Source organism: Variovorax brevis (assembly GCF_030317105.1).
GTDB classification, from domain to species: domain Bacteria; phylum Pseudomonadota; class Gammaproteobacteria; order Burkholderiales; family Burkholderiaceae_C; genus Variovorax; species Variovorax brevis.
Genome location: NZ_JASZYG010000003.1, coordinates 561,877 through 585,783 on the forward strand (window position 1 = coordinate 561,877; position 23,907 = coordinate 585,783).

General features: G+C 65.1%; 23 protein-coding genes. 11 read left to right on the forward strand and 12 right to left on the reverse strand.

Annotation, left to right across the window (positions count from 1 at the left end; genetic code table 11):
• Positions 1-43: 43 nt before the first annotated feature.
• From QTI66_RS11420 to imuA, 5 genes are read right to left on the reverse strand one after another with little or no spacing between them, the layout of a single operon-like run.
• Positions 44-229, reverse strand: a complete 186-nt coding sequence (locus QTI66_RS11420) for a hypothetical protein (RefSeq protein WP_286559617.1) — start codon at positions 227-229, stop codon at positions 44-46.
• A gap of 40 nt (positions 230-269) precedes the next feature.
• On the reverse strand, positions 270-1,052 hold the full coding sequence (locus tag QTI66_RS11425) for a hypothetical protein (RefSeq protein WP_286559618.1): 783 nt from the start codon (positions 1,050-1,052) through the stop codon (positions 270-272).
• Positions 1,053-1,105: 53 nt separating this feature from the next.
• Positions 1,106-4,456: an error-prone DNA polymerase gene (locus QTI66_RS11430; RefSeq protein ID WP_286559619.1), complete on the reverse strand. Its 3,351-nt coding sequence runs from the start codon at positions 4,454-4,456 to the stop codon at positions 1,106-1,108.
• Positions 4,449-5,882 carry a Y-family DNA polymerase gene (locus tag QTI66_RS11435; RefSeq protein ID WP_286559620.1) on the reverse strand — a complete coding sequence of 478 codons (1,434 nt, stop codon included), beginning with the start codon at positions 5,880-5,882 and terminating at the stop codon, positions 4,449-4,451. Before QTI66_RS11435 ends, QTI66_RS11430 begins: the two co-directional genes overlap by 8 nt.
• Complete coding sequence (gene imuA / locus QTI66_RS11440) at positions 5,851-6,687, reverse strand: translesion DNA synthesis-associated protein ImuA (RefSeq protein WP_286559621.1); 837 nt, start codon at positions 6,685-6,687, stop codon at positions 5,851-5,853. The genes QTI66_RS11435 and imuA overlap by 32 nt, the downstream gene beginning before the upstream one ends.
• A gap of 9 nt (positions 6,688-6,696) precedes the next feature.
• On the opposite strand from imuA, the gene QTI66_RS11445 reads away from it, so the two are divergent.
• On the forward strand, positions 6,697-7,098 hold the full coding sequence (locus tag QTI66_RS11445; RefSeq protein WP_353506192.1) for a hypothetical protein: 402 nt from the start codon (positions 6,697-6,699) through the stop codon (positions 7,096-7,098).
• Positions 7,099-7,110: 12 nt separating this feature from the next.
• Here the strand turns inward: QTI66_RS11445 and chrA are convergent, their stop codons facing one another.
• Positions 7,111-8,493 carry a chromate efflux transporter gene (gene chrA, locus QTI66_RS11450; protein ID WP_286559622.1) on the reverse strand — a complete coding sequence of 461 codons (1,383 nt, stop codon included), beginning with the start codon at positions 8,491-8,493 and terminating at the stop codon, positions 7,111-7,113.
• A gap of 188 nt (positions 8,494-8,681) precedes the next feature.
• Here chrA and QTI66_RS11455 point away from each other — a divergent pair, with 188 nt between their 5' ends.
• From QTI66_RS11455 to QTI66_RS11500, 10 genes are all read left to right on the forward strand, one after another.
• Positions 8,682-10,523 carry an ABC transporter ATP-binding protein gene (locus tag QTI66_RS11455; RefSeq protein ID WP_286559623.1) on the forward strand — a complete coding sequence of 614 codons (1,842 nt, stop codon included), beginning with the start codon at positions 8,682-8,684 and terminating at the stop codon, positions 10,521-10,523.
• A gap of 45 nt (positions 10,524-10,568) precedes the next feature.
• Complete coding sequence (locus QTI66_RS11460) at positions 10,569-11,063, forward strand: outer membrane protein assembly factor BamE (protein WP_286559624.1); 495 nt, start codon at positions 10,569-10,571, stop codon at positions 11,061-11,063.
• A 148-nt stretch (positions 11,064-11,211) separates the two neighbouring features.
• On the forward strand, positions 11,212-11,673 hold the full coding sequence (locus QTI66_RS11465; protein ID WP_286559625.1) for a hypothetical protein: 462 nt from the start codon (positions 11,212-11,214) through the stop codon (positions 11,671-11,673).
• Positions 11,670-12,326, forward strand: a complete 657-nt coding sequence (locus QTI66_RS11470; protein ID WP_286559626.1) for a hypothetical protein — start codon at positions 11,670-11,672, stop codon at positions 12,324-12,326. Before QTI66_RS11465 ends, QTI66_RS11470 begins: the two co-directional genes overlap by 4 nt.
• A 423-nt stretch (positions 12,327-12,749) precedes the next feature.
• Complete coding sequence (gene argG, locus QTI66_RS11475; RefSeq protein WP_286559627.1) at positions 12,750-14,078, forward strand: argininosuccinate synthase; 1,329 nt, start codon at positions 12,750-12,752, stop codon at positions 14,076-14,078.
• A 320-nt stretch (positions 14,079-14,398) separates the two neighbouring features.
• Complete coding sequence (locus QTI66_RS11480; RefSeq protein ID WP_286559628.1) at positions 14,399-15,199, forward strand: glutamine amidotransferase; 801 nt, start codon at positions 14,399-14,401, stop codon at positions 15,197-15,199.
• A gap of 14 nt (positions 15,200-15,213) precedes the next feature.
• The gene (locus QTI66_RS11485; RefSeq protein WP_286559629.1) at positions 15,214-15,861 is read left to right on the forward strand and encodes a CDP-alcohol phosphatidyltransferase family protein; all 648 of its coding nucleotides are present in this window, start codon (positions 15,214-15,216) and stop codon (positions 15,859-15,861) included.
• Positions 15,862-15,876: 15 nt separating this feature from the next.
• A complete protein-coding gene (locus tag QTI66_RS11490) occupies positions 15,877-16,494 on the forward strand; it encodes a histidine phosphatase family protein (RefSeq protein ID WP_286559630.1) in 618 nt (205 codons plus the stop codon).
• A 38-nt stretch (positions 16,495-16,532) separates the two neighbouring features.
• A complete protein-coding gene (locus QTI66_RS11495) occupies positions 16,533-17,492 on the forward strand; it encodes a DnaJ C-terminal domain-containing protein (protein ID WP_286559631.1) in 960 nt (319 codons plus the stop codon).
• A gap of 5 nt (positions 17,493-17,497) precedes the next feature.
• Entirely contained in the window at positions 17,498-17,827 is a 330-nt protein-coding gene (locus tag QTI66_RS11500; RefSeq protein WP_286559632.1) for a chaperone modulator CbpM, read from the forward strand.
• 38 nt (positions 17,828-17,865) lie between these two features.
• On the opposite strand, the gene QTI66_RS11505 is transcribed toward QTI66_RS11500, so the two are convergent.
• From QTI66_RS11505 to QTI66_RS11530, 6 genes are all read right to left on the reverse strand, one after another.
• Entirely contained in the window at positions 17,866-19,164 is a 1,299-nt protein-coding gene (locus tag QTI66_RS11505) for an MFS transporter (RefSeq protein ID WP_286559633.1), read from the reverse strand.
• A 180-nt stretch (positions 19,165-19,344) separates the two neighbouring features.
• Positions 19,345-20,073 carry an ABC transporter ATP-binding protein gene (locus tag QTI66_RS11510; RefSeq protein ID WP_286559634.1) on the reverse strand — a complete coding sequence of 243 codons (729 nt, stop codon included), beginning with the start codon at positions 20,071-20,073 and terminating at the stop codon, positions 19,345-19,347.
• On the reverse strand, positions 20,054-21,820 hold the full coding sequence (locus QTI66_RS11515; RefSeq protein WP_286559635.1) for a branched-chain amino acid ABC transporter ATP-binding protein/permease: 1,767 nt from the start codon (positions 21,818-21,820) through the stop codon (positions 20,054-20,056). The genes QTI66_RS11510 and QTI66_RS11515 overlap by 20 nt, the downstream gene beginning before the upstream one ends.
• 2 nt (positions 21,821-21,822) lie before the next feature.
• Positions 21,823-22,698: a branched-chain amino acid ABC transporter permease gene (locus QTI66_RS11520; protein ID WP_286559636.1), complete on the reverse strand. Its 876-nt coding sequence runs from the start codon at positions 22,696-22,698 to the stop codon at positions 21,823-21,825.
• A gap of 10 nt (positions 22,699-22,708) precedes the next feature.
• Positions 22,709-23,515, reverse strand: a complete 807-nt coding sequence (locus tag QTI66_RS11525; RefSeq protein ID WP_286559637.1) for an ABC transporter substrate-binding protein — start codon at positions 23,513-23,515, stop codon at positions 22,709-22,711.
• Positions 23,409-23,858, reverse strand: a complete 450-nt coding sequence (locus QTI66_RS11530) for an ABC transporter substrate-binding protein (protein WP_286559638.1) — start codon at positions 23,856-23,858, stop codon at positions 23,409-23,411. The genes QTI66_RS11525 and QTI66_RS11530 overlap by 107 nt, the downstream gene beginning before the upstream one ends.
• Between the last annotated feature and the right edge of the window lie 49 nt (positions 23,859-23,907).

A 23,907-nucleotide genomic window follows, 5' to 3' on the forward strand; every position in this document is an offset into this window, starting at 1 on the left:
CAGCCGGCGCGCGGATGCCTGCGATGACAACCGGCGAGATGGATCAGGCCAGCAGGCGCCTGGCCAGCATCACCAGCAAGACGACGGCGCCGACCACGAAGATGATGCGGCCCCACGGCTTGACGGACGCGCGCGGCGCCCTGCTCTCATGCATGGGCATGCGCAGCGAACCGAACTCCGATCTGTCCGGTTTGTCTCTTGCCGAGTCGTAATAGGGGTCGCGATCCATGTAAGCAATTGTGCTTAATTCTTCTAATTGTGTCCATTCGTCATTCGCCGTTCGGCTCCCCCAAATGGCCGTTCAGCAGGCTTTGCACCTCATCGTCGAAACCGGGCACGGGTTGCGCTTTCGCCAGCGCCAGCCACACGGAGAAGGGCATGCGCGGCAGCGCCCGATGCACAGCCGCCCTGGCGACCACCAACCGGCCCGCCTCGGCCAACATCACGCCGCAGCCGGCGGGGATTTCGTCCGGCGCGCCGATCGGCCGGCCCCGCGCATCGCAACCCAGCACGTACCAGCACTCCCCTCCCAAGTCGAGGTAGGCCGCGCGCTTGTCGGGCTTGCGCAGGTCGGAGATGAGGTCGGCGCGCCGCACCTTGATCTCGTGGACGATGGGCTGGGCATAGGCTTCAACGCTGGTGTTGCGAATGGAAAAGACGTCCGGCTTCGCGATGCACCAGCGCGGCTTGTCGCCTTCCGCCGCGCCAGGAATCAGCGCGCGCAGGCTCAGGCCGCGCCAGGCGATGCGGCCCGAGCGCGTCATCTCGCGGGCCACCAGTTCCACCAGGGCCTCGTGCGCCGACATCACGGCGCGGTTGGTGCTGAGGGTCTCGGCGATGCGGGCGATGCCGGCATCGGTGACGCGCAGGGTCTCGTGGCCATGCGTCGACTGCACGCGCTGCAGCAGGCCGGCCGCCAGCAACTCGACCTCGATGGCATCGCAGCAGGGCCAGCCGGCCGAGCGATACACCTCGCGCAGGCGGCGCGCGTGCAGGCGGCCGAAGGGAATTTCGGGCGACGGCGGCAAGGGGCTTTCAGCGGAAGCAGGCATGTTCAAAGATTAGCGAAAAGCAGCGTGTGCCGGCAATCGGCTCGCCCGTTTGGTCAGTGGAAGTCCCGGCTGCGGTTGCTGTCCGCGAGCCGGCCCAGCAGCGGCGTCAGATCCTTGAAGCCCGTGGCCAGGATGTGGCGCACCTCGCCGCCGCTGTCCACGTCGCGCTGCCACGTGCCCTGCACCGCGAGCAGCTTCGACTTGAGCAGCGGCTCGCGCCACGCATCGGCCACGTCGCTCCACACGATGACGTTGATGTTGCCCGTTTCGTCCTCGAGCGTGACGAACATGGTGTTCTTGGCGGTCTGCGGACGCTGGCGGCCCATGACGATGCCGCAGGCACGCACGGTGTGGCCGTTGGGGAGATGGCGCAGTTGCGCCGCGCTCGACAGCCGCATGCGCGCCAGGCGCGGGCGCAGCAGTTCGAGCGGATGGCGGCGCAGCGTGAAGCCGAGCGAGGCGTAGTCGCCGACGATCTCCTCGCCTTCGGGCGCTGCGGGCAGTTCCAGCGCCTCTTCGTTGATCGGCACGCCTTTCAGCAATGCGGGCGAGCGGCGCTGCGCGGTGGCGTCCCACACCTGCTGGCGGCGATGGCCCGAGAGCGAGAGCAGCGCATCGGCCGAGGCCAATGCCGCCATGTCGCGTGCGTCGAGTTCGGCGCGCAGGCAGAGGTCCTCGGTGCTGGTGAAAGGGGCTTGCGCACGGGCTTTCACGATGCGTTCCGCGCCCGCGTCGCTGAGGCTTCCCACGCGGCGCAGGCCCAGCCGCACCGCGGGCTGCCCTTCGTCACCGAGTCGATCCATGAAGCGTGCATCGGTGGTGGGCGATGGATTCGGCGCATCGGGCGCACGCGGCTGCAAGCTGCAATCCATCCCGCTTTCGGTGACGTCCACCGGCCGCACTTCGATGCCGTGCCGGCGCGCGTCCTGCACCAGTTGCGAGGGCGAATAAAAACCCATCGGCTGTGAATCAAGCAGCGCCGCCAGGAAGCAGGCCGGCTCGTGGTACTTGAGCCAGCAGCTCACATAGACCAGCAGCGCAAAACTGGCCGCGTGGCTTTCCGGAAAACCGTATTCGCCAAAGCCCAGGATCTGCTTGAAGATGTTCTCGGAGAAATCGGGGTCGTAGCCGCGTTCGATCATGCCGCTCACCAGCGGCTTGTAGAACTTCTCGATGCCACCCTTGCGCTTCCACGCGGCCATCGAGCGGCGCAGGCGATCGGCCTGGTCGGCGGTGAAGGCGGCCGCGATCATCGCGATCTGCATCACCTGCTCCTGGAAGATGGGCACGCCGAGTGTTCGCTCGAGCGCGGGCTTGAGCGCGGGGTACGGGTAATGAAGTTCGTCGCCCTTGCGGATCTTGTCGCGGTTCTTCAGATACGGATGCACCATGCCGCCCTGGATGGGCCCGGGCCGCACGATGGCGACTTCGATCACCAGGTCTTCATAGGTGCGCGGCTTGAAGCGCGGCAGCATCGACATCTGCGCGCGACTCTCGATCTGGAACACGCCAATGGTGTCGGCGTCGCAGATCATGTCGTAGACCTTCTCCTCGGCTTGCGGAATCTGGTGCATCTCCATCGGCACGCCGCGCCAGGTGCTGCGCATCGCCAGCGCGCGCCGGATGGCGCTGAGCATGCCCAGCGCCAGCACGTCGACCTTGAGCATGCCCATGGCTTCGAGGTCGTCTTTTTCCCACTGGATGATGGAGCGGTCTTTCATGGCCGCGTTCTCCACCGGCACGAGGCGCGTGAGCCGCGTCTGCGTGAGCACGAAGCCGCCCACGTGCTGGCTCAGGTGGCGCGGAAAGCCCTTGAGCGCGTGCGTGAGTTCGATCCACTGGCGCAGCTTGAATTCGTCTTCGTGCACGCCGCTTCGCTCGGCTGCTTCGAGCATGCGTTCTTCATGCACATCGTCGTCGAACCAGTAATGGTCCTTGGCGAATTCGTCGATCAGGCGCGGATCGACGCCCATCGCCTTGCCCACGTCGCGCAAGGCGCTGCGCGAGCGGTAGGTGATGACGACCGCCGCGATGGCCGCGCGCTCGCGGCCGTACTTCTGGTAGATGTACTGGATGACCTCTTCGCGCCGCTGGTGCTCGAAGTCCACGTCGATGTCCGGCGGCTCGCGGCGTTCGCGGCTCATGAAGCGCTCGAACAGCAAGGTGCCTTTCTCGGGATTGATCGCGGTGATGCCCAGGCAGTAGCACACCGCCGAATTGGCCGAGGAGCCGCGCCCCTGGCACAGGATGTTCTGGCTGCGCGCGAAATGAACGATGTCCTCCACCGTGAGGAAGAACATCTCGTAGTTCATCTCGAGGATGAGCTTGAGTTCATGCTTGATCTGCTTGCTCACCTTCCCGGGCACGCCGTTCGGATATCGGTCGCGAGCGCCTTCCCAGGTCTTGCGCTCCAGCGTCTGCGCGGGCGTCTCGCCGCCTGCGACGTTTTCGAGCGGGTACTTGTAGTGCTCGCGGATCACGTCGAGGTTGAAGTGGCAGCGGCTGGCAATCTCGACGGTGTTGGCAAGCAGTTCCGGCGGATACAGCTCCGCCAGGCGCATGCGCGGGCGCAGGTGGCGCTCGGCGTTGCGCTGCAGTGCAAAGCCGCATTCGCGCACGCTCTTGCCTTCGCGCACGGCGGTGATGACGTCCTGCAGGGCCTTGCGCGATCGCTTGTGCATGTGCACGTCGCCGCTGGCCACCAGGGGCACATGGGCCTGCTCGCCAGCACGCTGCAAGGTGACGAGCCAAAGGTCGTCGTCGAACTCGTTGAGCAGTTCGACGGCCAGCCACAGGTGCTTGCCGAAGAAGCCGGCGGCGCGTTGCAGGTCGGCAAGGAGCTGTTCGACATCGAGGTCGGGCACGCGGTGCGGCACGAAAAGAATCTCGCAGTGCTGCAACGAGGCGACGTCGCTTTCTTCCCAGTTCACGTGGTACTCGCCCTTGGGCGCCGACATGCGCGCCGCGGTGATGAACTCGCACAGGTTGCCCCAGCCTTCCAGGTCGTGGACGATGGCCACCAGGCTGAAGCGCTCGAAGCGGAATTCGCTGCCCGGCAGGAAGCGGAAAGCGTGGTTGCGCGCAAGAGGTGCTTCCTGCGGATTTTCTTTTTCCTCCTCGGCCAGGGCTTCGAGGTAGTCGCGCAGGCCCACATGCGCGCGCACCACGCCAGCCACCGAGCATTCGTCGGTGACGGCCAGCGCCTCGTAACCCAGCCGGTAGGCGCGCTCGATCAACTCCTCGGGGTTCGATGCGCCGCGCTGGAAGCTGAAGTTCGAAACGCAATGCAGTTCGGCATAGGCCGGCAGCAGCGGCGCGGGCCCGGGCTTGCTTGGTCGGCTCGGCAGTTCGAGCACGCGCAGCTTCTTGCGTGCCCGCAGTTCCTTGTCGCTGAGTTCAGGCATACAGGCCTTGAAGGAACCAGCGCGGCGTGTCTTCCGCCAACCACGCCGTGGGCCGTTCCCGAAAAATCCAGACGAGCCCCGCGCCCGGGCTTTCGGCGATGAAGTAGTCACGCACCGCGAGATGGCCGTCGTCCCACCAGCCGGTCTCCAGGCGCTGCGGGCCGATGAGCTTGCTCAGGCGCCCCTGGTAATGCGGATGGCCATTGCGCACTTCGAGCGGCAGGGGTTTGTGCAGCAGCCACGGGGGGTAGAGGCTGCCGGGGGGCATGGCTGGTGCTGGTGCCGGTGCCGTTGATGGCGATGGCGATTCCGACGCCGACGCCGATGCTGATGCGGGCACACGCGCCGGCGCCGCGACCGTCTCCCCTGCCCGGCCCGCGCGCACCTTGCCCTTGGTTGCCCGGATTCTTTTCATCGCGGGTTGCCACGCCTGCATGTGCTCGGGCCGATGGTCCGCCTGCGCGACGGGCATGACGACCTGGTCGGCACCCAGGCGCGCGCCGAGCCGCTCGACCAGTTCGTGCAGCTTGTCGCCCTTGCGGTTGTCTTCCGGCAGGAAACTCGTGCTGGCGCCGGCCCATGGCGTGGTGTCGAGCGAGCGCAGCCGCAGCCAGCTGGCGGGCGCGGCGAGGCGTGTCAATGCAAGGCGCTCGGTCAGCAGGCGGCGCAGATGCGCCATGTCCTGCGTGGGCTCTGCCGTGCGCACGGCAATCTGTTCATGCGGCGGCAGGTTCACGCCGTTGTAGCGCTTGAGGTCGAGCGTCCATTGCAGTTCCAGCGCGAGCGCGCCGCGCTGGCGGGCCCGCAGCCAGATCTGCAGGCTGGTCAGCAGGCGGTTGGCCGACCACATGAGTTCAGAGGCGTTCTCGGCGAGCGCGGGCAACTCGATCTTCTGGTCGAACACATCGGGCAACGTGAGCCATGCGTGTTGTTCGGGCACGCGTCCCCAGGCCACGTCGAGCGCGTTGCGCAGGCCGGCACCGAAGCGCCGCACCAGTCCGCCGCGCGGCAGGGCGTCCAGGTCGCCCCAGGTGCGGCAGCCCATGCGCGCCAGCACGTCGAGGTGATCGCGCGCCGCGCTCAGGGTGTCCAGCGGCAGGCTGCCCGGCAGGTCGGCGCCGGAACGCTGGCCGCGCGCAAACAGCCGCAACCGCGCCAGCGCCACCAGGCTGGTCGCGCCCTGCGCCTGCTGGAGACGCACCGGCTCCGCGGGATTGAGCCGCGCCATTTCGCGCATCAGCGACTGGCGCCCACCCCACAGCCGCTCGCAGGCCGAGACTTCGAGCAACAGGCCCTCATCGACCCAGGCCACGCGCGGCGTGAACTGCAGCGCCCACCAGCCCAGGGCTTCGAGGCTGGGCATGGGAGGAGCGGGGGCAGAAGCCGGATGGGTTTCAAGCGGCCAACGCAATGCGATCCATTGCATAAGTCCGTTCCTGCTTCAACAACAAAAGTGGCGAAGCCTCGATGCGCACCACCGTCGCGCTTTCCTCCCGCGGCACGGGAGCCTCCTGCCACCGCCGCGCCTTGCGCCGCAACTGGCTCGCAGCCAGCAGGGCCGTCATGCGCTCGCTGCGCGCTGGCAGCACGACGGGCGCTGCCAGCGGCGGCCCGCGACGCTTGAGGATGTGGATGTCCATTTGCTGCTGCCCTGCCGCGCCCGCTTCGGCCGCCATCGCCGCATCGGCCACCTGCAGGCGCAGGCGTGCAGGCGAAGCCGACAGCGCCACCGATTCCGGCCGGAAGACGAAAAGCAAGGCCTCATGCTGCGCCGCCGCGAGCTGCAGCCGACGCAACTCCCCCACCCGCGCACGTGGCAGCCACGCCAACACCGCCGCCACTTCGGCGCAGCGCAGCGCCTGCTCGCAGGCCCACAGCCGCGCAGCCGGGGCTTCGCTGCGAATCCAGAGCAAGGCCTCGGATGGCAAGCCGCCCGCCGCCAGGGCAGGCGCAAAAGGCTCGTAGGGCGAGCCGATCAGCGCCACCGGCCCGCTCTTTTGCCGCACCGCCTGCGCCAAGGCCGGCAGCACCAGTTGCCAGGCATGCGCCTGGGGGCTGGACTGCAGCACTTCGGTGAGCGCACCCACCGGCCAGCCGCCGCCGGGCAACTGGGCGTCGAGCGCGGCGTGGCCCGTGGAAATGACCGCCGCGTCGGCCGCGCCCAACTCGTCGCCGCGCCAGATGGGCTGGCCTGCGGGAACCAGGGAGGAGTGAAGGGAAAGGAGGCCCATGATGGAATCTTGATTACTGTATTTTTATACAGTATCCTGATTCCCGCACGACTTTTTGTCGATGCATTTTTTCTAAAAACAAGATCTCTCATGCGCACCAAAAATATTCAGGGGGGAGGCCCACCCATCACCAAGGAGGCCGTTTTCACGTTGAAGCTCGAACCCGATCTGCGGGACAGCTTCAGGGCCGCAGCGCGCGCCGCCCACCGGCCGGCATCCCAGCTCATGCGCGAGCTGATGCGCGAATTCATCCAGCGCCAGCGACAAGCGGGCGAACAGGAGGAAGCCCGCAGCCGCAAGGCCGACGCCATCAAGGAAGCCCCGGCGACCCCTGCCGCCGTCGGCCGGTCCAACGAGGAAATCGAAGCCGAATTCGCGGCCCTGCGCGCCAGGGCGGCAGGCCAGCGATGAGGCGGGCCACCACTACCGCAGCAGGCTCCACCCCCATCCGAGCAAGCCCGCGGCCACGATGACGGGAATGACGCCGGCCTTGAAGCGAAACAGCGCCACCGCCGCCGCCACCCCGATGAGCGCCGACGCCCATTCAAAGGCGCCCGCGAACCCCTTGGGCCATAGCACATGCCAGGCAAAAAACACCGCCAGGTTCACGATCACCCCGACCACCGCGGCCGTGATGGCCGTGAGCGGCGCCGTGAACCTGAGCTTGCCGTGCGTCGACTCGATGAACGGCCCGCCCAAAAAGATGAAGAAGAACGACGGCAGGAAGGTGAAGAAGGTCACCACCGTCGCCGCCACCGCCCCCGACAGCAGCCACGAGCCGGCACCGAAGATCTCCTTCGTCCAGCCGCCCACGAACCCGACAAAGGCCACCACCATGATGAGCGGCCCCGGCGTCGTTTCGCCCAACGCGAGTCCATCGATCATCTGGGCGCCGGTCAGCCATTGGTGGTGCTCCACCGCGCCCTGGTACACATAGGGCAGCACCGCATAGGCACCCCCGAAAGTCAGCAGCGCCGCCTTGGTGAAGAACCACGCCATCTGCGTGAGCACGGCGTCCCAGCCGTACAGCGCCGTCAGCGCGCCGATGGCGAGCCCCCAAAGGCCCAGGGCCACCACCACGACCCACCAGAAGTGCACCCACGAAAAGCGCGCATGCGCGGGCGGCGGAGTCGCATCGTCGATCCATGCGGGTCCGAGCGACTTCACCACCTTGCCATGGCCCCCGCCCACCACGAACTTGCCTGGGGCCAGCCATCCCCCCAGGGCGCCGATCACCGCCGCGGCCAGCACGATCAGCGGAAAGGGCACGTGAAGGGCAAAGATGGCCACGAAGGCCGCAACGGCGATGCCCCACAACCACGCGCCCTTCAACGCCCGCGAGCCGATGCGCCACGCCGCGAACACGACGATGGCCGTCACGGCAGGCTTGATGCCATACAGCACGCCAGCCACCGCTGGCACGTTGCCGAAAGCCATGTAGACCCACGACAGCGCGATGAGGATGAACAGCGAGGGCAGCACGAACAAGCCGCCCGCCACCACGCCACCCCAGCTCCGGTGCATGAGCCAGCCGATGTAGGTCGCCAGCTGCTGCGCCTCCGGGCCCGGCAACAGCATGCAGTAGTTCAGCGCGTGCAAAAAGCGCTTCTCTGAAATCCAGCGCCGCCGCTCGACCAGCTCCTCATGCATGATCGCGATCTGCCCCGCCGGCCCGCCGAAGCTGATGAAGCCCAGCTTCAGCCAGAAGATGAAGGCCTCGCGGAACGTCAGCGGCGCTGGCGGCGTGCCCTTCCCGATCGCTGGCGTGGGCGTATCAATGGCGATGGTCCTGCGCGAGTGGCTCATGGCGATGCGAATGTACGTTCGAATCGACCTTTGCGTGCATCCCGTCTCCGCGTGACGCCGGCGCGCACGTCGTGTTCGCGCCGATGCGCTTCACCACAAATGCCTGCCGATACTGGGCTTGTTGCCCGAGCCAGCACCCGACCGCGCCTGCGCGGCTAAAGTCTCGCCTCCTTGGGAGACTTTGCCTCTTGTTCAGCTTCTTCGAAAAACTCCTGCATCCCTACCCCGACGACGAGCCGATGCCGCCGCCGTCCGGCTTCTTTGCCTTTCTGTGGGCCTGCACGCAGGGCCTGCGCGGCAAGATCCTTGCGATGGCCCTGCTCACCGCGGCGATGTCGGCCTTCGAGGCGCTGCTGTTCGCCATCCTCGGCCGCATCGTCGACTGGATCGGCGGCGTGGCGCCGCAGCAGCTGTGGGCCGAGCGCGGCACCACGCTCGGGTGGCTGGCACTGGTGCTGGTCGCGAGCATCGCCTTCGTCGCGCTGCAGACCATCGTCAAGCACCAGACGCTGGCGGTGAACCTGCCGATGCGCATGCGCTGGAACTTCCACCGCTTGATGCTCGGCCAGAGCCTGGCGTTCTATCAGGATGAGTTTGCGGGACGCATCACGGCCAAGGTCATGCAGACGGCGCTGGCCGTGCGCGACACCATCTTCGTGCTGGCTGACGTGCTGGTGGCGATGATGGTCTACGTCGCGACCATGATCATCCTGGCCGGCGCCTTCGACAGCTACCTCATCTGGCCCTTCATCGCCTGGCTGGTGCTCTACATCGCGACGATGTTTTTCTTCGTGCCGCGCCTGGGCAAGATCGGCAAGGCGCAAGCCGATGCGCGCTCGCTCATGACTGGCCGCGTGACCGACGCCTACACCAACATCGCGACCGTCAAGCTCTTCTCGCACGCGCAGCGCGAGGCCGGATTTGCGCGGGCGGCGATGCAGGATTTCATCGTCACCGGTTATGGACAGATGCGGCTGGTGAGCGCCTTCGAGATCGTCAACCACACGCTCAGCATGGCGCTCACAGGCGGAATGGCGGGCACTGCGCTGTGGCTATGGTCGCAGGGCACGATCGGCGTCGGCGCGGTGGCTGCCGCCACGGCCATGGCGCTGCGGCTGCAGGGCATGTCGCACTGGATCATGTGGGAGATGGCGAGCCTGTTCGAGAACATCGGCACGGTGCAGGACGGGATGAAGACCCTCTCGCGCCCGCGCACGGTGCTCGACGCGCCGGATGCCGTCGCGCTCGACGTGCCGCGCGGTGAAGTGCGCTTCGAAAACGTGCGCTTCAGCTACGGCCGCGAAGGGCAGGCAACGCGGCGTGTCATCGACGACCTGACCCTCACCGTGAAAGCTGGCGAAAAGATCGGCTTGGTGGGTCGATCGGGCGCCGGCAAGTCGACGCTGGTGAACCTGCTGCTGCGCTTTCATGACCTGGAAGACGGGCGCATTTTGGTCGATGGGCAGGACATTGCACGCGTCAAGCAGGACTCGCTGCGCGCGCACGTGGGCATGGTCACGCAGGACACCTCGCTGATGCACCGCTCGGTGGCCGACAACATCGCGTACGGACGTCCGGATGCCACCGAGACGCAAGTCCAGGCCGCGGCCGAGCGCGCCGAAGCGCATGAATTCATCCAGGCGCTGAGCGACGCGACCGGCCGGCACGGCTACACCGCGCACGTCGGCGAACGTGGCGTCAAGCTCTCGGGCGGACAGCGCCAGCGCATCGCCATCGCGCGGGTGATGCTGAAGGACGCGCCGATCCTGCTGCTCGACGAAGCCACCAGCGCGCTCGACTCCGAAGTGGAAGCCGCCATCCAGGCCAGCCTGTACCGCCTGATGGAAGGCAAGACCGTGATCGCCATCGCGCACCGCCTGTCGACCATCGCCGCGATGGACCGCCTCGTGGTGCTGGATGAAGGCCGCGTCGTCGAGGAAGGCGATCACCGGACGCTGCTGGCCAAGGGCGGCCTCTACGCACGGCTATGGGCGCATCAGAGTGGGGGCTTCCTGGGCGAGGAAGACTGAGGCCATAGACTTGGTTGCCTTGCTAGACAACATGGGAGCCGAAAGATGAAAAAGAATCTCTGGGCGCGCGCCACCGCCCTCCTCGCCGCCGCACTTTGCGTGGTGGGTTGCGACCCGCAGCGCATCAAGGAACTGGAAGAAGGTGTTTCGACCGAGGCCGACGTCCGCGCCCGGTTCGGTGAGCCCGAAAACATCTGGGACGTCCCCAACGGCCGCGTCCTCGAATTCAACCGCCAGCCGCAGGGCCAGAAGAACTACATGATCACCATCGGTCCCGATGGAAAGATGAGCGCGCTGCGGCAGGTGCTGACGCCGGAAAACTTCGCGAAGGTGCAACCCGGAATGGGTGCGGAGGACCTGCGCAAGATGCTTGGCAAGCCGGCCAAGCGCACGCCGTATCCGTTGAAAAATCAAACCGAGTGGGAATGGCGCTGGCTGCAGCCGCCGAATACGCCGATGGTGTTTACGGCGACGCTGAACGACGATCAGCGGGTGGTGAGTTCGGGGTCTTCGCCTGACCGGAGCACAGAGGCGAATTAAACGCTTTCGAGCATCTGCACTGCCGCCGCATCACGTTCGGATTTGAGGGATGGCTACGGTCTAGAAAATACCAAATCATCGGTTGAGACCAAAATGGTTGAAGCCAAAAACGGACGCCCACTAAGACACCGCGAGATACATTGACAACATGAACAACAAAGAAATATTTGAGTCTTTGTCCGAATTTCTTATAGAGCACGGTTATCGAATAATCGTAGATCAAGTTCGAGAAGAGCTTGCTACCGGCCGCATATCGGAGGAGAAAATTAGCACATTGGCGGAGGTAAGAGATAGCCCTCAGAGGGCGTTAGAAATTGAGTTCAAAAAGAGCTCAACCGCTGAATTTACTCGAAGAACTGAGTATTCCGAAGCCGACTCGATCGTGTTATTGCTTGAGGCTTCAAGGCGTGCGATATCTGAGGTAACGGTCATGGTGGCCGAACTTCGCGATACGCTTTTCCAAGACAACATTAAGGGCCTTAGCTTCAGGCCCGAGAGGGCAGGTGAAGTTGAGACCACCGTAGCTATTGACGAGTCAATAAACATCGAGATGGCACGGGGTCAAGGCGCGGCCATTGATCGTTTCATCCAAGACATCAGGAAGTCGTGATGCTCTCAGAAATAAAATCCGTACTCGGTTCAGCGATCGCAGCGAGTCCGGTTGCAGCCTCAGCGCTCTCAGATGTTTTTGAAGCATATGTTTTAATTTTGGTCATTCGTGCCGCCAGAGCAGAAGGCGGAAAGGTATCATTCGTTCGACGCGATGGATCTCCTGCCACCGAACTCCTGCTCAGGACCAGTCCAGGATTTATCTACTCAACGGCGCAGAACTACACGCACGCCGTTATTGAATTCAACTCCAGGCCCACCTTGGAAGTGCATGCCGGTATCAAAGTTGCGGGGAAATCACGAGTACTTCACGAACTCGATGTTGCCGTCCTAGATCGAGCCGAAGCTGAGAACTGCAGACTAAATCGAGTGTCCCCGCGCTCATCAAAGGTGAATGTCGGCATTGAATGCAAATTTTATTCGTCATCGCTTCAACTGCACTTGGCCAGAGGATTCATCGGGCTTGTGACCGACTTGTCTGTCAATACGCCATTCTTCGTAACGAACACCACTTCTGCTTCGGTCGAAAAACTGCTAAGCCACCGCGTTAAGCATGGATGGGAACATCAAATATCCCCAGCATGCAAGAATACAGAAGTAGACAGACTAGTCCATGCGCTGCGCTCATCGTTCAAGAACTATAAAGCGCAATGACGCGATCCGTAATTTGAACGGATCAGCAAAAACCGAAAAAATTCAATTTCTTCAAAATAAAACCTCTGGCATTTCGCGTCAAATGCTTGCCCCCTTGTCTTTGCGATATCATTTTTTATTGATGAGACACGACTTCAGCCAATCTATTAATCGAGGCAAGGTCGGAGCCAGTTGGAGTGCTAATCTGGAAATGCGGTATTGCATATCGCCCTTGACGGCGTTCGCAGAGTGGGCGTTGCCCCACGAAAGTGGAGTAAACACGGGAGTTGGACGCCCCGTCCAAGCGTTAGACGCGGACTGGATTCCGATTCGTTTACAAGGGGCGCACCTGCGGCGTCCAACCCTCCCCCCGGTTGTGGTCCAATTTCGGGTTCCGCAGCGGGCCGATTCCGGCCCCTCCACCCGAATACCCCGAGCAGCATCATGAGCACGATCCTTGAGAACCTCCCCACCGGCCAGAAGGTCGGCATCGCCTTTTCCGGCGGCCTCGACACCAGCGCAGCCCTTCTCTGGATGAAGAAAAAGGGCGCGGTGCCCTATGCCTACACCGCCAACCTGGGCCAGCCTGACGAGCCCGACTACGACGAAATCCCGCGCAAGGCCATGGCGTACGGCGCCACCAAGGCCCGCCTGATCGACTGCCGCACGCAACTCGTGGCCGAAGGCATCGCCGCCCTGCAGGCCGGCGCCTTCCACGTCTCCACCGCCGGCGTCACCTACTTCAACACCACGCCCATCGGCCGTGCCGTCACCGGCACCATGCTCGTGGCCGCGATGAAGGAAGACGACGTCAACATCTGGGGCGACGGCAGCACCTACAAGGGCAACGACATCGAGCGCTTCTACCGCTACGGCTTGCTGACCAACCCCGGCCTCAAGATCTACAAGCCCTGGCTGGACCAGCTGTTCATCGACGAGCTCGGCGGCCGCAAGGAAATGTCGGAGTTCATGATCGCCAACGGCTTCGACTACAAGATGTCGACCGAGAAGGCCTACAGCACCGACTCCAACATGCTCGGCGCCACGCACGAAGCCAAGGACCTGGAGCACCTCAACTCCGGCATCCGCATCGTCAACCCGATCATGGGCGTTGCCTTCTGGAAGGACGAAGTCGAGGTCAAGCGCGAGGAAGTGTCGATTAGCTTCGAGGAAGGCCAGCCGGTCGCCCTCAACGGCCAGACTTTTGCCGACCCCGTCGCGCTGCTGATGGAAGCCAACCGCATCGGCGGGCGCCACGGCCTAGGCATGAGCGACCAGATCGAGAACCGCATCATCGAAGCCAAGAGCCGCGGCATCTACGAAGCCCCCGGCTTGGCGCTGCTGCACATCGCGTACGAGCGACTCGTGACGGGCACCCACAACGAAGACACCATCGAGCAATACCGCATGAACGGCCTGAAGCTCGGCCGCCTGCTGTATCAAGGCCGCTGGTTCGACCCGCAAGCCATCATGCTGCGCGAGACGGCGCAGCGCTGGGTGGCGCGCGCCATCACCGGCGAAGTGACGCTGGAACTGCGCCGCGGCAACGACTACTCGATCCTCAACACCGAGTCGCCCAACCTCACGTACAAGCCCGAGCGCCTGAGCATGGAAAAGGTCGAAGGCGCCTTCTCGCCGCGCGACCGCATCGGCCAGCTGACCATGCGCAACCTGGACATCGTCGACACGCGCGACAAGCTGATGACGTACGTCAAGACCGGCCTGCTCGCACCCTCGACCGGCACCGAACTGCCGCAGCTCAAGGACAAGTAAGCCGGGGCTCGTTCAGGTTGCCGGGCCGCAACCTGAACAACCGCGCGATTCCCGCAGAGGCTGCCCCGTGCGTCCTACACGCGCAGGCTGTACCTTCCGACGGGGTTTGCGCTGCAAAGGCGAGATGCTGGAGACCTCTCAACACAGGAGGCTTTCAGCCGTGAACTCCATCATCTACATCGTCGGCTTGGTCGTGGTCGTCGTGGCCGTGCTTTCCTTCTTCGGGCTGCGCTGATCAACGCCGGGTGCACGCACAGCCCCGAGCGGCTGTGCTGCGCGCCGGTTTCATCCATCGCATGCGCTCGGGCATCATTGCGGGCATGACAGATTTCGACGCCCGCTCCCTCTTCATCATCAAGGCCGGCGACACCTTCGAGCCTCTGCGCCAGGCGCAGGGCGACTTCGAGCACTGGATCGCCCGAGGCCTTGAACTTTCCTCTTTCTCAACGCTTCCCGTGCGGGTGGTGGACCCTCGCCGTGGCGAAAGCCTGCCCGATGCCGCCGACTGCGCAGGCGTGGTGGTGAGCGGATCGCACGCCATGGTGTCGCACCGCGAAGCATGGAGCGAAACCACCGCGGCCTGGCTCGCGCAAGTCGTCGCGCAGGGCACGCCGGTGCTGGGCATCTGCTACGGGCATCAATTGCTCGCGCACGCCCTCGGCGGCGAAGCGGGCGACCATCCCGCAGGCCTTGAAGTCGGCACGGTGCACGTCACGCTGACCGGCGACGCCGCGCAAGACGCGCTCCTCCGCAACCTGCCTACGAGCTTTGCCGCCCATGTGGTGCATCGGCAAAGCGCGCTCGCGCTGCCGGCGGGCGCCGTGGTGCTGGCGGGCAACGCATTCGAGCCCCATCAGGCCTTTCGCGTCGGCGATTGCGCGTGGGGCGTACAGTTTCACCCCGAGTTCAACGCAGACGCCATGCGCGGCTATATCGACACAATGGCCGATTCGCTGCAAAGTGGGGGCGTCGATCCGGTTGCCCTGCGCAAGGGCGTGAAGGAAACACCCGAAGCCGCTGGCCTGCTGCAGCGTTTTGCCCACATCGCGAATGCCCATGCGACGTCGAGCCGAAAAGGCGAAGGCCTTGCGGCGCCGCAGGCACTCGCCACCACGACCTGAAGAAGAAAGCTGCCATGGCCCCACTCCCCAAAGCCGCCGTGCCGACGCCGCGCAAGCACTTCTCGATGATCCGTGGCTTTCACCTGGCCGACGTGTTCACGCTGGGCAATGCCGCATGCGGTGTCGGCGCCGTTTTCCTGGCGATGGCCTACATGGCCAGCCACTCCCAGGCGCAGTTCTTCTGGGCGGCAGCGCTGGCGCCGGCCGCCTTCATCTTCGATGTGCTGGACGGCCGCGTGGCGCGCTGGCGGCAAACGCATTCGGCGCTCGGGCGTGAACTCGATTCACTCTCCGACGTGATCTCCTTCGGCGTGATGCCCGCGGCGCTGGCCTTCGCGGCGGGGCTGGACGGCGGCTGGGACTGCGCGGTGCTGATCTACTTCGTCGGCTGCGGCGTGAGCCGCCTGGCGCGCTACAACGTGACGGCCGAAGCGCTTTCGGAAGGCGCCGACAAGGTCAAGTATTTCGAGGGCACGCCCATTCCCACCAGCGTGGTGCTGGTCGGCGTGCTGGCGTGGGCCGCCTGGAAAGGCAACGTGGGCGACAACGTGTGGGGCGGCGCGTGGCAGATCGGCCCGTGGCTGCTGCATCCGCTGGTGCTCATGTTCGGGCTGTCGGGCACGCTCATGATCAGCAAGACCCTTCGCATTCCCAAACTCTGACGACGACGACTTCCAATGGCACCCGGACTTCAGGAAATCTTGCGGCTGTGCGCCGCCCACCCACTCGCACCGGCGTGCGACCACTTCTACTTTCTGCGGCACGGGCAGACGGCGCGCAATGCGCTCAAGATCTTCCAGGCGCCGGACGAACCGCTCAACGAGACCGGCATGGAGCAGGCCCGGCGCGCGGCCCAACTGCTCGCGGGCGAGCCCATTCGCACCATCGTTTGCAGCGATGCGCAGCGCGCTTTCGACACGGCGCACACGGTCGCAGCGCCGCTGGGCCTCGTGCCGACGGCGACCGAAACGCTGCGCGAGCGCAACTTCGGCGTGTTGATCGGCACGTCTTCGGCCGACATCGACTGGGCCTGCGATCCGGAGAACGGCGAGTCGCTGGAAGTCTTCGTGGCCCGCAAGCGCGCAGCGCTCGAAGCCGCCCTCGCCCAGCCCGGCCCGGTGCTGGTCGTGGCACATGGCGGCTCGCTGTATGTGCTGGCAGCGCTTCTGGGCGTGCCCGCCGACTTGACGGTGCTGGGCAACGCGCAGCCATTGCGTTTTGAGCGCCATGGCCCCAACTGGGTGATCAGGCCGCTGTTGCAGCAAGAGGTGGACGGCGCGGCGGCCATCGCCTGAGGCGCGCCCGACAGGTCCACCGCATAACCACAGACGCCATGGACTTCAAGGACTACTACAAGACGCTGGGCCTCGAGCGCACCGCCTCCGAGGAGGAAGTGCGCAAGACCTACCGCAAGCTCGCCCGCAAGTACCACCCCGACGTCAGCAAGGAGCCGGACGCCGAGTCGCGCATGCGCGACCTGAACGAGGCCTACGACGTGCTGCGCGACAAGGAAAAGCGTGCCGCCTACGACGCGCTGGCCGATCGCGTGGCGCGTGGCGGCAGCCCCGACGGCGAGTTCCGTCCGCCACCGGGCTGGGACGAAGGCTTCGAGTTCCATCGCGGCCCGGGGCAAGGTCCGGCCGACCATGCCGACTTCAGCGAGTTCTTCTCCTCGATCTTCGGCGAGGCACAGCGTCGCGGCGCAGCGCGCCAGAACTACCGGGCGCGCGGCGAGGACCACCATGCGGCGGTCGAGATCACGCTGGAAGACGCCCTCAACGGCGCGGAGCGCGAGATCACGCTGCGCGCGCTCGACATCGACGAGCAAGGCCATCAGCAGTGGAAGCCGCGCACCCTGAGCGTGAAGATCCCGGCCGGCGTGCGCCCGGGCCAGTTCATCCGGCTGGCCGGCCAGGGCATGCCGGGACATGGCGGCGAGCCGGCGGGCGACCTCTACCTGGAAGTGCGTATCGCGCCGCACAAGCTCTACCGCATCGAGGATCGCGACCTGTACATGACGCTGCCCGTGACGCCCACCGAGGCGGCGCTCGGCGCGCAGGTGCAGGTGCCCACGCCCACCGGTGGCGTCGTCGAGGTGACGGTGCCGCGCAATGCGCGCAACGGCCTCAAGCTGCGCCTGAAGGGGCGCGGCCTGGCGGGCAAGACGCCCGGCGACCTCTACCTGCTCATCGACATCGCCCTGCCGCCGGCCGACACCGACGCTGCGCGCAAGGCCTATGAAGAACTCGCCCGCGTCGCGCCTTTCGATCCGCGTCGCCATCTGGGAGTGTGATGACCATGGCTACTGTTTCAGTTTCGCGCTTCACCGCCACCGCAGTGAGCGAATCCGACCCCATTGCGGCGAGCGAACTCGCACATGCATGCGGCGCCGGAATCGACTGGGTGGTGCAGCTCGTCGAAGTGGGCATCGTCGAGGTCCGCGCGTCCGACCGGCCGCCGCAGGACTGGCGCTTCGAAAGCGACGCGCTGCAGTGCGCGCTGGAAGCGCGTCGACTCGAGCGCGACTTCGGCGTCGGGCTGGACGCTGCCGCGCTCATCATCGACCTGGAGCGCGAGGTGCGCCGGCTCAAGGCCGTGCTTCAGGCCCGCGGCATCCGCGCAGCGTAGCGCCGCGCGAAAAGCGTCAAACCAGCAGGCCTCGCGCGTCAGGCCCGCGCCGGTTGCGCGGCCAGTTCTGCCCGCTTGTCGTGCCCGACGATCAGCACCAGCACAAAGGCCAGCACCGACAACAGCGCCAGGAACATCACGGCATAGACGTCGTTGCCCATCTTGTCCTTGAGAATCCCGAAGATCGTCGGACCCACGTACCCGCCCAGATTGCCGATGGAATTGATCCACGCGATGCCCGCCGCCGCTGCGATGCCGCTGAGCAGCGCGGTCGGCACGGTCCAGAACACGGGCAGCGCGGTGAAGATGCCGAAGGCAGCCAGCGTCACCGCCGCCATCTTGGGAATCGGCGACGAAAGCTCGGCCGCGGCCACCAGGCCCACGAAGATGCAGGCCAACGGGATCAGCAGGAACACCTTGCGCTCTTTCGTCGCGTCGGACCAGCGCGTCCAGAACAGCATCGCAATCGCGCCGACGAGGTACGGAAAGGCATTGATGAAACCGATCTGCACATTGCTCAGGCCACCGAAGCCCTTGATGATCTGCGGCAGGAAGAAGCCCAGGCCATACAGCGGCACCGTGATGCCCATGTAGACGAAGCCCAGCGCAATCACGCGCCAGTTGAACAGCGACTGCTTCCAAGAAATGCTGTGGATCGATTCGCGGTTGCGCTGCTCGGCGTCCAGCGTGCCCTGCAGCCAGTCGCGCTCTTCGGTGGTGAGCCACTTCGCATCCTTCGGACGGTCCGGCAGGTAGAGCAGCACGAAGAAGGTCAGGATCAGCGCAGGCACCGCTTCGATGATGAAGAGCCACTGCCACCCGTGCATGCCGCCCGTGCCTTCCAGGTTCAGGATGAAGCCGGAAATCGGCGCGCCGATCACGGTTGAAATGGGAATCGCGAACATGAACCAGCCCACGATGCGCGCGCGGTACGCCGCCGGAAACCACAGCGTGATGTAGAAGATCACGCCGGGGAAGAAGCCCGCCTCGGCAATGCCGAGCAGGAAGCGGATCACGTTGAAGCTCGTCGCCCCGCCCACCCACGCCTGCGCGGCCGAGACCAGGCCCCAGCTGAACATGATGCGGGCGATCCACCGGCGCGCGCCAAAGCGCTCCAGCGCCAAATTGCTCGGCACCTCGAACAGGAAGTAGGCGATGAAAAAGATGCCGGCAGCGCTGCCGAAGATGGCGGCGGTGAAGCCCAGGTCCTTCGACATGCTTGCGCCCGCAAAGCCCAGATTCACGCGGTCCAGGTAGGCGATGAAATAGCTCACCATCAACAGCGGCAGCAGCCGCCAGCTGACCTTGGACACGGTTCTCTGCTCAATCGGATTCATTTGTTCTCCAGTGTTTTTATATGTGGCGCAATGTTGCGACCGGCGGGTTATACCCCCGTGAGAGGCAGCCCGCTTGTCAACGGCCGTGTGTCTCGCGAGCGCTGCGTGCCCCCATCCCGACCTTCCCCCGGAGGGGGAAGGAGTCATTCATCCCTGCCTACCCGTGAGGCAAGGGGTGAATCAGTGCCCGACCTGCCCGCCCAGGTAGGCAGCTCGCACCGCATCGTCGGACCACAGCTGCGCCGGCTTGCCCGACACCGCCAGGCGGCCCGTCTCCAGCACATAGCCGCGATCGGCCAGCGAGAGCGCCATGCGCGCGTTCTGCTCGACCAGCAGCACCGTGGTGCCGCGCTTGCGAATCTCCGCGATGATGGAGAACACTTTCTGCACGATCACCGGCGCCAGTCCCAGCGAAGGTTCATCGAGCAGGAGCAGCCGCGGCCTGGCCATCAATCCGCGTGCCACGGCCACCATCTGCTGCTGCCCGCCTGACAGCATCCAGCCCAGGGTGTCTGCAAAGGGGCGGATGTCGGGGAACAGGTCGAACATCTCGTCGGAATCACGAATGAGTTCCGCCTTCGACAAGCGGCCGCGACTGGAGCCGCCGAGCATCATGTTTTCGCGCGAGGTGAGGCCGGGAAAAAGACGCCGGCCTTCAGGCACGTGCGAGATGCCGAGCTTGACGATGGCTTCAGGCCCCATGCCGGCAATCGATCGGCCATCGAACAGGATGTCCCCCGCCGCCGGTTTCAACAGGCCCGAGATGGCACGCAAGGTCGTCGACTTGCCGGCCCCATTGGCGCCCAGCAGGGTCACCACTTCGCCCGCATCCACGGACAGCGACAGCCCGTGCAGCGCCTCGATCTCGCCGTAGCGGACCACCAAGCCTTCAAGTGAAAGAAGGGGCATCGGGTTCGCTTCCAAGATAGGCGGCGATGACGTCGGGGTTGCGCAGCACCTCGGCCGCCACGCCATCGGCAATGCGGCGGCCGAAGTTCAGCACGGTGATGCTCTGCGCGACTTCACTCACCAGCGTCATGTCGTGGTCGATGATGAGGATGGTCAGGCCGCGCGCACTGATGCGCTTGAGCAAGTCGCGCAGGCCCTGCTTCTCGGTGGAGTTCAGGCCCGCGGCGGGTTCATCGAGCAGCAGCAATGTCGGGTTGCCGGCGAGCGCGCGGGCGATCTCGATGAGTCGCTGGTGTCCGTAGGAAAAGCTGGGCACCAGTTCATGCGCACGCGCCTCCAACCCCACGAAGTCCAGTGCAGCGCGCGCACGTTCGACCAGCGCCGCATGGCCGCCGGCGATCTCGTTGCCCGGATGTTCGGCGCCGATGATCACGTTCTCCAGCGCGGTCATCGAGCGGAACAGGCGGATGTTCTGGAAGGTGCGGCCCAGTCCGGACGCGGTGCGCACGTGCGGCGGCAAGGTGCTTACATCGCGGCCACCGAGCATCACGCGCCCGGCCGTCGCCACATAGATGCCGGACAGCACGTTGAGCGTCGTCGTCTTGCCCGATCCGTTCGGTCCGATCAGTGCATGCACTTCGCCGCGGCGCACGGAAAAGGAAATATCGTCCACCGCCTTGACGCCGCCGAAGTGCTTGCTCAGGCCCTGCACTTCCAGCGCCACCTCGCCGGGATTCGCCGCGTCCGAATAGGCCGGCTTGAGCATCAGGTCCGCAGGCGCATCGGTGAAAGGCGCAGGCGCCAGCCAGCGGCGAACGCGATGCTGCACGAAGCCCCAGATGCCGTCCTGCATGTAGCGGATGATGAGGATGATCGCCAGCCCGTAGATCGCCAGGTAAAGACCCGGCACGCTCTTGAGGAAGCGAAGGCTTTCCGGCAGCACGATGAGCAGCGCCGTGCCGATGAGCGCGCCAATCGGCGAGGCCACGCCCCCGAGCAGCGTCATCGTGATGAACACCACCGACTCCGCAAAGCTGAACTGGTCCGGGCTCACATAGGCAAAGCCGCCCGCGAAGAGCCCGCCGCCAATGCCGCCGAGGATGGCCGCCATGGCAAAGGCCGCCACCTTGGTCTTGTAGACGTTGATGCCCGCTACGCCTGCCGCGAGTTCGTTGTCGCGCACGGCCCGCATCGAGCGGCCGATGGGCGTCTGCGGCAGGCGCCACACGACGTAGCCAATGAGCGCGACGGCAAAGACGCACAGCCCCAGGAAGGCTTGCGACGACTCGAGCATCGCCGGCCGCTGGATGCGACTCACGCCGTCCGGCCCGTGCGTGACCGGAATCCAGTTGATCATGATGAGCGTCACGATCTGCTGGAAGCTGATGGTCACCATGGCCAGGTAGTGCCCGCCCAGCCGCAGCGTCGTCATGCCCAGGAAGGCGCCCATGACGAGCGCGATGCCAATGCCCATCAGCAGCGCCACCCAGAAGTTCAGGTGCAGGTCCGCCGTGCCCAGCCCCACCGCGTAGGCGCCAAAGCCGAAGAAGGCGGCTTGCGCAAGATTGATCTGGCCGCACAGCCCCAGCACCACGGTGAGCCCGAACACCGCAATGGCGAAGGTCGAGGTCTGCACGAGGATGTGCGCCGTGTAGCCCTGCAGGGGCGTCGTCGAGACAAGCGCCACGGCAACTGCCGCGAGCGCCACGTAGGCCAGTGTTCCGATGACGCCGCGCTTGCCCGCCACGTTCAGGCCTTCTCCGCGACGCGTTCGCCGAAGATGCCCTGCGGCCGGAAGATCAGGAAGGCGACGAGCACCAAGAAGGCAAATCCGTCCTTGTAAGGCACCGACACGTACGCCGCGCCAAAGGTCTCGATCACGCCCAGCGCCAGCCCGCCGATGATCGCGCCCTTCACGTCACCGAAGCCGCCGATGATGGTTGCCGCAAAGGCCTTGAGCGCGATGGTCGAGCCCATCTGGATCGACACGAAAAGAATGGGCGCAACCAGGATGCCCGCCACGCCGCCCAGCAGCGCCGAGTAGACGAAGGTCAGCATGATCATGGCCGCGACGGGAATGCCGAGCAGCGCCGCCATCTCCTTGTCCTGCGATGTGGCCTGCAGCTTCTTGCCCAGCAGCGTGCGTTCGAAGAACCAGAAGTTGAAGGCCACCAGCAGCAGCGTGACGACCATGATGAGCAAATATTGGCTGTCCAGATACACCGGCCCGATCTGGAGCCCCGGCGTCTCGAACCAGCCTTGCAGCACCTGCGGTTGCGGCCCGTACAGCGCCAGCACCGTGTTCGACAAAAAGATCGACGCACCGATGGTCGCGATGATCACCGGCAGGAAGGTGCGGTTGCGCAGCGGGTAATAGACACCCAGGTTGAAGATCGCCCCCAGCAGCGCCATGCCCGCGAGCGCCGCCAGGAAGGCCCAACCGTAGGGCCACTTCAGGTCCACCGCGAACACGACCATGAGGTACGCCCCCACCATCGAGAACTCGCCTTGCGCAAAGTTCACGACGTTGGTCGCGCGAAAGATCAGCACGAAGCCCAGCGCCACGAGCGCGTAGACCGAGCCGATGCCCAGGCCCGTGAAAAAGAGCTGAAGGGCAAGATCCATCGCAAGCGGATCAGCTTGCCGATTCGACGTGCTTGTCGAAGACGATGGTGCCCTTGTCGTTCCTGACGATGTTGTAGCCGTGCAGGCCGTCGCCGTTGGCGTCGAAGTTGTATTCGCCCTCGGCGCCCGCGTGCTTCTTGACCGACAGGATGGCCTCGCGGATGGCTTGCGGATCGGTCTTGCCGGCCTTGTTGATGGCCATGCACAGGACCGTGATGGCGTCGTAGGGCCAGGACGACTGGTTGTCCGGCGCCACCTTGGCCACCTCGCGATAGATCTTGCCGAAGGCCTTCGAGGCTTCGCTCGAATCTTCCGCGTAGTCGGCCACGCCGAAGGTTCCATGAAGCGCCGGCCCGGCCAGCTTCAGCGCCGTGATGTTCACGATCGACGGCGAGCCGATGTAGGGAATGTTCACGCCCAGCTGGCGAAGTTGCCGCGCAAAAACGCCCAGATCGTTCTCGAAAGTGAAGTACGAGCCGAGGATGTCCGCACCGGACTGCTTGATCGCCAGCACGACCGGCGTGAAGTCCTGGCTTTGGTTGGCATAGCCCTGGTCGAGCACGATGGTGGCGCCGTCCAGCTTGGCGAGGCCGGCCGTCAGGGCCTTGCCGCCCGCGGTGCCGAAGGCATCGGTCGAATGCACGATGGCCCACTTCTTCTTGCCCAGCGTCTTGACGCCGTATTCGGCGATCACGCTGCCCGAGTACGAGTCATTGGGGCGAAAGCGGAAGAGCCAGGGGTTGCCCATGTGGGTGAGCGCCGGATCCGTGCCGCCGATGAGCACCGGCTTGCCGACCTTCAAAACGTCGGGTGCCATGGCGTGCGTTTGGCGTCGAACGGATCGAGCCGAGGAAGGCCACGATGTCAGTCTGCGATGCCAGCTTTGAAAAGGCCAGCACCACGCCGGGATTGGTGGTCTGGTCGTCCTCGACGATCAATTCCACCTGCTTGCCCAGCACCCCGCCTGCCTTGTTGACCGCATCGACCGCCAGCTTCGCGCCGATCTGCGCATAGCGCCCGGACTCCGCAGCGGGCCCGGTCACCGGCGCGCACATGCCGACCTTGATGGTTGCGCCCTGTGCCGACGCCCGGCCGACAAAGGCAGGCAGCGCCACGGCTGCAGAAATCGCTCCGGAAAATCTGCGACGGGAAATGGTCATGTCTCTTCCTCTTCGTTGTTCTCAAAGATCGAAATTGACGCACTCGGCA